This window comes from Achromobacter semiaridum (assembly GCF_053543755.1).
Map to the genome: position 1 here is coordinate 51842 of NZ_JBLVOL010000009.1, position 10622 is coordinate 62463.

The following is a 10622-nucleotide window of genomic DNA, read 5'->3' on the forward strand; positions in this document are numbered from 1 at the left end:
CCGGCGCGATCAGCGCCGGTCAGTTCAAGCGTTCTTTCAGTTGGTCCAGCGGAATGGCGCCGCTAACGCGCGAGCCATCGGCAAAGAACAGCGTGGGCGTGCCGCGCACCATCAGGCGGTGGCCCAGCGCAAGCAGCTTGTCTTCAGGCACATCGCAATTGGCGGTGGCCGGCTTCTTGTTGCGCACCATCCAGTCGTCCCAGGTCTTGCCCTGGTCCTTGGCGCACCAGACGTCGCGCACCTTGTCCTTGGAATCGGGCGACAGAATCGGGTACATGAAGGTGTAGACGGTGACGTCGTTCAGGTCTTCCATCGTCTTGCGCAGCTGCTTGCAATAGCCGCAGTTGGGATCTTCAAATATAGCGACCTTTTTTGCGCCGGTGCCCTTGACCTGCTTGATGGCCAGTTCCAGCGGCAGCTGATCAAACGTGACGGCGCTGAGCTTTTCCTGCGACTCGCGGGTGACATCGCGGCGCGTCATGGCGTCTATCAACGGACCTTCCATGACCCAGGTGACTTTTTCGTCCGTGTAGAGCAGGTCCATGCCCAGCTGCACTTCGAAAATGCCGTAAGGCGTCAGGCGCACGGCGGTGACGTCCATGCCGGAAAAGCGTTGTTCGAAGCGTTCCTTGACGGCATCGAGCTGCGGGGTCGACACGCTTTTTTCGCCCTGGGCGGGTTTGCCGACCGACTCGGTGGAGACGGCCTTGCCTTGGGCCGGCGCCTGCGCCAGTGCCGGGGCGGACAAGCCCAGCCCACCGGCCAGGAAACAAGCCGCCAGCGTGGCGGAGATGCGGAAAGTCATGGGTGCTCCTGTACTTATCGTGTTCTTTGGGGGAAAGCGTAACTCATCCGGCAAGGAGCCGGGCCGGACGACATGCCGGTTGGACGCGGAAAGGCGAAGTGTCCTTCAGACGCCCGGCGCGCTTCAAGGTTCCAAAAGAAAACCTCAAAGCGCGGGGCTGGCCGCCCGTGCCTGGCCGCCGCGCCTGGGCATACACCCTGGCGCCGCTTTAATTGGCCGATGCACCCGCGATCAGGCGGCGTTTGACCAAGGGCGCGCGTTCCACCACATGCATCCCGGCGTTTCGCAACCACACCAGCGGCGTCGCGCGCGAGGCGAACAGTTTGTGCAGGCCGTCTGTGGCCAGGCGCATTGCCAGCACCGGTTCGGCGCGGGCGCGTTGGTAGCGGTGCAGCACGCGAATGTCGCCCGCCGAGCGGTAGGACTCGCGGCCGGCCACGGTGCGGGCCAGCGCCTCGACGTCGCCCAGGCCCAGGTTCAGGCCCTGCCCCGCCAGGGGATGCAGCCGGTGCGCGGCGTCGCCGGCCAGCGCGATGCCGGGCGCCACCATCTGCGCGCGTTCCAACGTCAGCGGAAAACCGTGCAATTTGCTCCGCACTTTCAAGCGGCCCAACCGGCCCTCCGCGGCGTCGGCCAGCAAGGTTTCCAGGCGCGCGGTCTGCTGTTCGGCCGGCAAAGCCAGCAGCGCTTGCGCCAGTTCGGTGCGCATGGACCAGACCATCGACACTTGCGGGCCGTCGGCGGTGTCGGGCAACGGCAGCAGCGCCAGCACGCCGTCGTCACGGAACCACTGGATGGCCGTGCCATGGTGGGCGTGCTCGGCGTCCAGATGCGCCACCAGGCCCGTGTCGTGGTAGGACACCGTGTCGTGCTTCAAGCCGGCCGCCGTGCGCAGCGGCGAGGCGGCGCCGTCGGCGCCCACGAACAATTCCGCCTGAATGCGGGTCCCGCTTTCGGTATCGACCGCGCCATCCTGATAGCCGGTGCAGCGGTCTTCCAGCCAGGGGATGCCGAACATTCGAACCGCCTGAATCAACACGCGTTCGATCTCGCCGGATTCGACGATCCAGGCCAGCTGCGGCAATGCCGCCTGCCAGGCATTCAGGTTGACCTGCCCGTCGGCGTCGCCATGGATTTCCATGGCCTGCACCGGCATCAACCGGCCGGCGGGCATGGCGTCCCACACGCCCAGCTCGGCCAGGAAACGCTGGCTGGCGGGCGAAATGGCATAGACGCGCGGGTGGTAGTGGTTGGGATCGGCGGCGGGCACGGACGAACGCGGCGCCAGCACGGCAACGCGCTGGCCGCGCCGGGCCAGCGCCAGGGCGGTGGACAGGCCGACGATGCCGGCCCCGCATACGACGATTTGATGGCTCATCTTGCCGAGGGCTCCCCCGCTTGCTTGGGCCACAGCACCCACATCTGGCCCCGTTGTTTCATGCGGCCCGCCTGCTGGCCGGCTTCTTCGCCGTAACCCCAGTAGAAGTCGGCGCGCGCGGCGCCCCGGATGGCCGTGCCCGTGTCCTGCGCGAAGACCAGCCGTTGCAACGGGCGGTCGGAGGCCGGGAAGGTCGTGGCCAGGTACACCGGGGTGCCCAGCGGTACGAAGGTGGCGTCCACGGCGATGGATCGCTTGGGCGCCAGCGGGATCGCGTAGGCGCCCTTGGGACCCTGTTCGGGGTCGATAACCGGCTCTTCGCGGAAAAACACCACTGCCGGGTTCGCGTTCAACATTTCCGGCACGCGTTTCGGATTGCGCTGCGCCCAGGCGCGGATGTTCTGCATGGACGCCTGATCGGCGCTGAGTTCCCCGCGGTCGATCAGCCAGCGGCCGATGGACACATAGGGCTGGCCGTTATGGTCGGCGTAGGCCACGCGGATGGTCTTGCCGGCGTCGGGGCCATCGGTCAGCTGGACGCGGCCCGAGCCCTGCACTTGCAAAAAGAAGTTATCCACCGGGTCATCCACCCAGACGACCACCGGGGGCTTGCGGCCCGAGGACGATTCGATGGCGGCGCGGGTGTCATAGGGCACCACCCGCTTGCCATCCAGCTTGCCGCGCACGCGCTTGCCGGCCAGGTCCGGGTAGACCGAACCCAGGTCGATGGTGAGCAGGTCGGCCGGCACGGCGTACAGCGGCCATTGGTAGTTGCCGCCCTGCCGGCGCGATCCGCGCACCAGGGGCTCGTAGTAGCCGGTGACGGTGTTGGTGGCCGGCTTGCCGTCGGCGGCGTTCAGGCGCCACGGTTGCAGATACGTTTGCAGGAAGCGGCGCACGGCTTCACCGTCGCCTGCCGCCGGCGCGCGCGCAGGGTCGATGGCGGCGGCGCAGACGGGCTGCCAGGCGCGCGGGGTGGCGCGGGCCGGGGCGGCCAGGTTGCCGCTGGTCGGCCGCATCAGGCCCCGGCAGTTACGCAGGAACAGGGGCCAGAACTGAGTCAGGTCGTCGGCGGACCAACCGGGCATTTCGGACCAGGTGCCGGCCTTGAACTTGCCGGCCAGCGCGCGGGGCGGCGTGTCGGGCAACGCCGACAGCGAGGGCACCACCAGGGGGCCGTCAGCCGCCGGAGCACGCGAGCCCGGGATGGTGCTGGTTTCGCCGGGGCTGGAAGGTATTTCCGACGGCGTAGAGCATGCCGCCAGCAAGATCGGCAGCAGGGACAGGCTGAGAATGCGCTTCATGAGCTAGGAAAAAAACGAGCGACGGGCGGGGCCATTCAATGCAGGGTGCGAGGCATGGCCAGGACGAATTCGGAGATCGGCACTTCGAACGGGATGCCGTTCTCGCCGACGCAGTGATAGGTGCCGCGCATGGTGCCCACGGGGGTGGGCAGCGGACAGCCGCTGGTGTATTCGAAGGTTTCGCCGGGTGCCAGCAGCGGTTGCTGGCCCACGATGCCCAGCCCGCGCACTTCCTGCACGCGCTGGTTGCCGTCGGTGATGACCCAATGGCGGCTGATCACCTGGGCGGGATGTTCGCCGGTGTTGGTGATGCGAACGGTATAGGCAAACACGAATTGCTGTTCGCCGGGATCGGACTGTTCAGGCACGAAGCGCGGAGAGACAGAGACGCTCAGGTCGTAAGGTTTCACAGTCCTTCCCTGTGTGGCTGGACGCGGGGGCCGGACATCGGCGCCGGGCGTTCGGGAGACGTTTCGAAAACGCAGAATTGGGAGCCGTGGAACCGGGCCTTTCCCGAACCCGCGCCTCAAACTGCAATAATGGCACATTATGCCCTCCCCGATCCCGAACATCATGTCTACCTCCACGGCCTCCACCCGCATCACCCCCAGTATCCTGTCGGCTGACTTTGCCCGCCTGGGCGAGGAAGTCCGCAACGTCGTCGCTGCCGGCGCCGACTGGATACACGTGGACGTGATGGACAACCACTATGTCCCCAACCTGACCATCGGCCCGATGGTGTGCGCGGCGATCCGGCCCCACGTGCAAGTGCCGATCGACGTGCACCTGATGGTCGAGCCGGTGGACGACCTGGTCCCGATGTTCGCCAAGGCAGGCGCCGACTACATCAGCTTTCACCCGGACGCCAGCCGCCACGTGGACCGCACGCTGTCGCTGATCCGCGAAAACGGCTGTAAGGCCGGCCTGGTCTTCAACCCCGCCACACCGCTGTCCTACCTGGACTACGTCATGGACAAGATCGACCTGATCCTGATCATGTCGGTGAACCCGGGCTTTGGCGGCCAGAGCTTCATCCCCGGCGCGCTGACCAAGCTGCGCGAGGCGCGCGCCCGGATCGACGCCTGGACGCAGGCCGGCGGCCAGGAAATCGTGCTGCAGGTGGACGGCGGCGTCAAAATCGACAACATCGCTGAAATCCGCCGCGCGGGCGCCGACACCTTCGTGGCCGGCTCGGCCATTTTTGGCAAGCCCGACTACGCCGGCATCATCAAATCCATGCGCGAACAGATCGCCATCGGCGAAACCACCGCCGTCTAAGCCACCAGGAAACCTCGACATGACCGCTTTTCGCGCCGCGCTGCTGGACCTGGACGGCACCCTGCTGGACTCCATCCCCGACCTGGCATTCGCCGCCAACGCCATGCGCGTCGACCTGGGCCTGACCGTACTGCGCGAAGACGTGGTCGCCACGTTCGTCGGCAAGGGCGTGGACAACCTGGTCCGCCGCAGCCTGGCTGGCAGCCTGGACGCGCCCGATCCGTCGGCCGAGGAATTCGCCCGCGCGCGCGAGTCCTTCTACCGCCACTATCACTTGGTCAACGGCGAACGCGCCCAGGTCTACCCCGGTGTGATCGACGGCCTGAAGCACATGCGCGACCAGGGCCTGAAACTGGCCGTCGTCACCAACAAGCCCACCGAATTCACCTTGCCGCTGTTGCAGCGCACGGGCTTGGCCGGCTTTTTCGACGCCGTGGTTTGCGGCGACACCTGCGTGCGCCGCAAGCCGGACCCTGACCAGGTGCTACACGCCTGCGAACTGCTGGGCGTGGCGGTGACCGAAGCCGTCACGATCGGGGATTCGATCAACGACGCGCAGGCAGGCCGCACGGCCGGTACGCAGGTGCTGGTGGTGCCTTACGGCTACAACGAAGGCCGTGATGTGCGGGAGCTGGATGTCGATGGTATAGTTGACACGCTTGTCAACGCCGCCCAGTGGGTTGCGCTCTGGAATCAAAACCAGAACGCCGCGAAAATCGCCTCCTGAAGCGCGTCGGCAAACCTGAACAACCAAAACACCGCACCTCATCAAGACACACCCGGATCAATGAACGCTTACCCCCAGAACCAAATGCTCGGCGCCTCGTGGCGCTGGTGGCGTTTGTCTTCCGGGTGGCGATGATCCCTCCCGGCCCTGGACGCGTATGCCGCCTAGTGCCGTAGCTGTGTAAACACAGAGCCAAGCCCGGAACCAGACACCTGGACCGGGCTTTTTTGTTGTGCGCCCGGTCTGAAAGCAAACCAAAAATCGCTTACGAGACCCCGACATGACCGAAATCGAATTCAAGGCCCTTGCCGCACAAGGCTACAACCGCATCCCGCTGGTGGCCGAGACCTACGCCGACCTGGACACCCCGCTGGGCATCTACCTGAAGCTGGCGCATGCAGGCCCCTTGGCCGGCCGCATGACCTGCCTGATGGAATCGGTGGTGGGCGGCGAGCGCTTCGGCCGCTATTCCTTCATCGGCCTGCCCGCCCGCACCGTGATCCGTGCCAGCGGCACGCTGACCGAAGTGCTGCACGACGGCAAGATCGTGGAAACGCACGAAGGCGACCCGCTTGCGTTCATCGAGCAATACCAAAGCCGGTTCAAGGTGGCGCTGCGCCCGGGCATGCCGCGCTTTTGCGGCGGCCTGGCCGGCTACTTCGGCTACGACACCGTGCGCCACATCGAGCCCTGCCTGGGCCCCGCCGTCAAGCCGTTTCCGGCCGGCATGGACGGCGGCACGCCAGACCTGATGCTCATGCATGTGGACGAATTGGTCATCGTCGACAACCTGGCCGGCCGCATCTACCTGATGGTGTACGCCGACCCCAGCCGGCCCGAATCCTACAGCCGCGCCCAGCAGCGCCTGCACGATCTGCGCGCGCGCCTGCGACGCCCCGTGGAAATTCCGTACAGCCACGCCAGCATGCAGACCGAAGAGCGGCGCGATTTCAAGAAAGAAGACTATCTGGCCGCTGTGCACCGTGCCAAGGAACACATCGCCGCCGGCGACCTGATGCAGGTGCAGATCGGCCAGGTCATCGCCAAGCCGTTCCGCGATTCGCCCCTGTCGCTTTACCGCGCGCTGCGCTCGCTGAACCCCTCGCCCTATATGTACTTCTGGAACTTCGGTGACTTCCAGGTGGTGGGCGCATCGCCCGAGATCCTGGTGCGCCAGGAGCGCGTGGTGGACAACGGCGTGCCCAAGTCGCAAATCACCATCCGCCCGCTGGCCGGCACCCGCAAGCGCGGCGCAACGCCCGAGGAAGACGCGGCACTGGCCGCCGAATTGAAGGCCGACCCGAAGGAAGTGGCTGAACACGTGATGCTGATCGACCTGGCGCGCAACGACGTGGGCCGCGTGGCCGAGGTGGGCTCGGTCAAGGTCAGCGACACCATGGTCATCGAACGCTATTCGCACGTGATGCACCTGGTGTCCAACGTGACGGGCAACCTGAACCCGGGCATGAGCAGCATGGACGTGCTGCGCGCGTCCTTCCCCGCCGGCACGCTGACAGGCGCGCCGAAGGTGGAAGCCATGAAGATCATCGACGAACTGGAACCCGTGCGCCGCGGCATCTACGGCGGCGCCGCCGGCTATCTGAGCTACGGCGGTGAAATGGACGTGGCCATCGCCATCCGCACCGGCGTCATCAAGGACGGCACGCTGTATGTGCAGGCCGCCGCCGGCATCGTGGCCGACTCGAATCCCGAGGCCGAATACGCCGAAACGGAAGCCAAGGCCCGCGCCGTGCTGCGCGCCGCCGAGCAGGTCCAGCACGGCCTGGACGAACCTATCTGATCCCGGCCCGGCCCCGCCGCACGCCCCCTGCCCGCACGGAGAAAAAAATGCTGTTGATGATTGATAACTACGATTCGTTTACCTACAACCTGGTCCAGTACTTTGGCGAACTGGGCGAAGACGTGCGCGTTGCGCGCAACGACCAGATCACCCTGGAAGAGATCGCCGCGCTGAACCCCGACCGCATCTGCGTGTCGCCCGGCCCGTGCTCGCCCGCTGAAGCAGGCATCTCGGTGGCCGCCATCCAGGCCTTTGCCGGCAAGAAGCCGATTCTGGGCGTGTGCCTTGGCCACCAGGCCATCGGCGCGGCCTACGGCGGCGACATCGTGCGGGCCCAGCAGATCATGCACGGCAAGACGGTGCAGATTTCGCACACCGGCACCGATATCTTCACCGCCCTGCCCACGCCGTACACCGTGATCCGTTACAACTCACTGACCATCGACCCCGCCACCCTGCCCGACTGCCTGGCGGTGACAGCCACCGCGCCCGACGGCGACATCATGGGCGTGCGTCACAAGACCCTGCCGCTGTACGGAGTACAGTTTCATCCCGAGTCCGTGCTCAGCGAACATGGCCATGCCCTGCTGCGCAATTTCCTGAACCTCGCCTAAGACAAGAAGGACGCATCGTGACCATTTCCCCCACCGAAGCCCTGACGCGCTGCATTGAACACCGCGAAATTTTCCACGACGAAATGCTGCATCTGATGCGCATGCTGATGCGCGGCGAAATGTCGCCGCAGATCGCCAGCGCGCTCTTGATGGGCCTGCGCGTCAAGAAGGAAACCATCGGCGAAATTACCGCCGCCGCGCAGGTCATGCGTGAATTCGCCACGCCCGTGGTCACGCCCAATCCGCAAGACCTGCTGGATATGTGCGGCACGGGCGGCGATGGCAGCCACACGTTCAACATCTCGACCACCGCCATGTTCGTGGCGGCGGCGGCCGGCGTGCCGATCGCCAAGCACGGCAATCGCAGCGCGTCATCGTCCAGCGGCAGCGCCGACGTACTGGAGGCGCTGGGCGCCAACCTGGTCCTGTCGCCCGAGGAAGTGGCCGAGTGCATCCAGGCCACCGGCATCGGCTTCATGTTCGCGCCCGCGCATCACGGGGCCATGAAGAACGTGGCTGCCGTCCGCAAGGAATTGGCCGTGCGCACCATCTTCAATATTCTTGGTCCCCTGACCAACCCGGCCGGCGCCGCCAACCAGTTGATGGGCGTGTTCCACCCCGACCTGGTCGGCATCCAGGTGCGCGTGCTGGAACGCCTGGGTTCGCGCCACGTGCTGGTGGTGCACGGCAAGGACGGCATGGACGAAGCGTCGTTGGGCGGGGCCACGCTGGTGGGCGAGCTGAAAGATGGTCAAATACGGGAATATGAAATCCATCCCGAAGACTACGGGCTATCCATGATGTCCAACCGGTCCATCAAGGTGTCCAATCGCGAGCAATCACGCGAACTTGTCATCGAGGCGCTGGAAAATGTCGAGGGCACGGCCCGCGACATCGTCGCCCTGAACGCAGGACTTGCCATCTACGCCGGCAATAAAGCCGATTCCATTCCCGAAGCCTTAGCGCTAGCATTTGAAATGATCGCCACCGGCGCGGCGCGAGCCAAGCTGGAAGAATTCTGCGCATATACCCGGAAATTCCAGAAATGAACGATATTCTTGCGAAGATCCTCGCCGTCAAGGTAGAGGAAGTCGCCGCCGCCCGCCAGATGCGCAGCGAAGCCGAAGTTCTGCGTGAAGCGCAGGCGCGCCAGGACGTGCGCGGCTTTGCCCAAGCCATCGAAGACAAGATCTCGCAAGGCAAGGCCGGCGTCATCGCTGAAATCAAGAAAGCCTCGCCCTCCAAGGGCGTGCTGCGCGACACCTTCGCCCCCGCCGACATCGCCTCGTCCTATGCCGTGCATGGCGCGGCCTGCCTGTCGGTGCTGACCGATGTGCAGTTCTTCCAGGGTTCGCACGACCACCTGCGCCAGGCGCGCGCGGCGTGCTCGCTGCCGGTGCTGCGCAAGGACTTCGTGATCGACTCCTACCAGATCATCGCCGCGCGCGCGATGGGCGCCGACTGCGTGCTGCTGATCGTGGCCGCGCTGACGCCGACGCAACTGCGCGACTACGAAACGCTGGCGATGGAACTGGGCATGGACGTGCTGGTGGAAGTGCACGACGCCCGCGAACTGGACGTGGCGCTGACGATGAAGACGCCGCTTCTGGGCATCAACAACCGCAACCTGCGCACCTTCGAAACCAGCCTGAAGAACACGCTGGACCTGCTGCCCAACATTCCGGCGGGCAAGCGCGTCGTCACTGAAAGCGGCATTCTCAAACCCGAAGACGTCAAGCTGATGCGCGACAACAAGGTCAACGCCTTCCTGGTAGGCGAAGCGTTCATGCGCGCCAAGGATCCAGGCGCGGAACTCGCGCGCCTGATGGGGTAAGGAACGGACCAACGCACCGGCGCCCGCAGGCCGCGCGGGCGCTGTTGCGAACCCGCCGCGCCGCTATCGCGAACGCGGCACAACCACATTGCCCGCGCGCCGGTACACGGTGCTGCGGTGCACGCCCAGCGCGCGCGCCGCGCGGCTGACATTGCCACCATGCGCGACCAGCGCGTCGCGTATTGCCGCATCTGTCATCGATTGCAGACCCCCCACGCCGCTATCCGGCGCGGTCGGGCCGTCTGGCGAGCGGGTCGCAGCGGGCGACTGCAACAACTCGGCAGGCAGCATGTCGACATCGACCACGCCCGACGGCCCCGCCAACACATGCAAGGTGCGCAACACCGCCACCAATTGCCGGTAATTACCCGGCCAGGAATACGCGGCCAGCCGGGCTTCGATCGACGGCGGCAGCACCGGCCCCGGGCCTTGCGCTGCCCACAACGCGCGCAGCAATTCCAGGCGATCGGTGCGCGCACGCAGCGGCTCAAGCGTGACCGTGTATTCGGCGATGCGGAAATACAGGTCCGGGCGCACCGGCGCATCGGATCCTTCATGCGCCAGCGGGCGATGCGTGGCGCACACCAGCGCAAAATCCACCGGCACCGGCCGCGCCGCGCCCAGCGGTGACACTTCACGCGTTTGCAGGACGCGCAGCAAGCGCGATTGCAGCAGCAGCGGCATGTCGCCAATTTCATCCAGGAACAACACACCGCCGTGCGCCTGGCGCAGCAAGCCCTTGCTGCCTTGCCGGCGCGCCCCGGTGAAGGCGCCATCCTCGTAGCCAAACAGTTCGGATTCGATCAGGCTTTCGGGTAGCGCCGCGCAATTGACCGCCACGAAAGGCCCGGCCGCGCGCTTGCCGCGCGCATGCAGTTCGC

The 10622-nt window shown here is 65.8% G+C and carries 11 protein-coding genes; 6 read left to right on the plus strand and 5 right to left on the minus strand.

Translation table 11 applies throughout. The features are described 5' to 3' along the window. Positions 1-19 precede the first annotated feature (19 nt). The 4 genes from ACNPP0_RS02580 to apaG all read right to left on the minus strand — a co-directional run bounded on the left by ACNPP0_RS02580 (position 20) and on the right by apaG (position 3897). Entirely contained in the window at positions 20-805 is a 786-nt protein-coding gene (locus ACNPP0_RS02580) for a DsbC family protein (protein WP_332612505.1), read from the minus strand. A 208-nt stretch (positions 806-1013) separates the two neighbouring features. Continuing rightward, complete coding sequence (locus ACNPP0_RS02585; protein ID WP_448704940.1) at positions 1014-2183, minus strand: UbiH/UbiF family hydroxylase; 1170 nt, start codon at positions 2181-2183, stop codon at positions 1014-1016. Then, complete coding sequence (gene mltA / locus ACNPP0_RS02590) at positions 2180-3487, minus strand: murein transglycosylase A (protein WP_448704941.1); 1308 nt, start codon at positions 3485-3487, stop codon at positions 2180-2182. The genes ACNPP0_RS02585 and mltA overlap by 4 nt, the downstream gene beginning before the upstream one ends. Positions 3488-3522: 35 nt before the next feature. After that, positions 3523-3897, minus strand: coding sequence for a Co2+/Mg2+ efflux facilitator ApaG/CorD (gene apaG, locus ACNPP0_RS02595; protein ID WP_046805616.1), 375 nt, complete (start codon positions 3895-3897; stop codon positions 3523-3525). Between the two features lie 139 nt (positions 3898-4036). On the opposite strand from apaG, the gene rpe reads away from it, so the two are divergent. The 6 genes from rpe (at position 4037) to trpC (ending at position 9741) form a co-directional block, all read left to right on the plus strand. Then, entirely contained in the window at positions 4037-4765 is a 729-nt protein-coding gene (rpe, locus tag ACNPP0_RS02600) for a ribulose-phosphate 3-epimerase (protein ID WP_332612512.1), read from the plus strand. A gap of 19 nt (positions 4766-4784) precedes the next feature. Beyond that, entirely contained in the window at positions 4785-5492 is a 708-nt protein-coding gene (locus ACNPP0_RS02605) for a phosphoglycolate phosphatase (RefSeq protein ID WP_332612514.1), read from the plus strand. A gap of 280 nt (positions 5493-5772) precedes the next feature. Next, the gene (gene trpE, locus ACNPP0_RS02610; protein ID WP_332612516.1) at positions 5773-7293 is read left to right on the plus strand and encodes an anthranilate synthase component I; all 1521 of its coding nucleotides are present in this window, start codon (positions 5773-5775) and stop codon (positions 7291-7293) included. Between the two features lie 47 nt (positions 7294-7340). Next, on the plus strand, positions 7341-7907 hold the full coding sequence (locus ACNPP0_RS02615; RefSeq protein ID WP_332612518.1) for an aminodeoxychorismate/anthranilate synthase component II: 567 nt from the start codon (positions 7341-7343) through the stop codon (positions 7905-7907). 17 nt (positions 7908-7924) lie between these two features. Further along, the gene (trpD, locus tag ACNPP0_RS02620) at positions 7925-8956 is read left to right on the plus strand and encodes an anthranilate phosphoribosyltransferase (protein WP_046805611.1); all 1032 of its coding nucleotides are present in this window, start codon (positions 7925-7927) and stop codon (positions 8954-8956) included. After that, complete coding sequence (gene trpC / locus ACNPP0_RS02625) at positions 8953-9741, plus strand: indole-3-glycerol phosphate synthase TrpC (RefSeq protein WP_448704942.1); 789 nt, start codon at positions 8953-8955, stop codon at positions 9739-9741. Before trpD ends, trpC begins: the two co-directional genes overlap by 4 nt. A gap of 63 nt (positions 9742-9804) precedes the next feature. Here trpC and ACNPP0_RS02630 read toward each other — a convergent pair. Beyond that, a partial coding sequence (locus tag ACNPP0_RS02630; RefSeq protein WP_448704943.1) for a sigma-54-dependent Fis family transcriptional regulator occupies positions 9805-10622 on the minus strand: 818 nt, incomplete at its 5' end.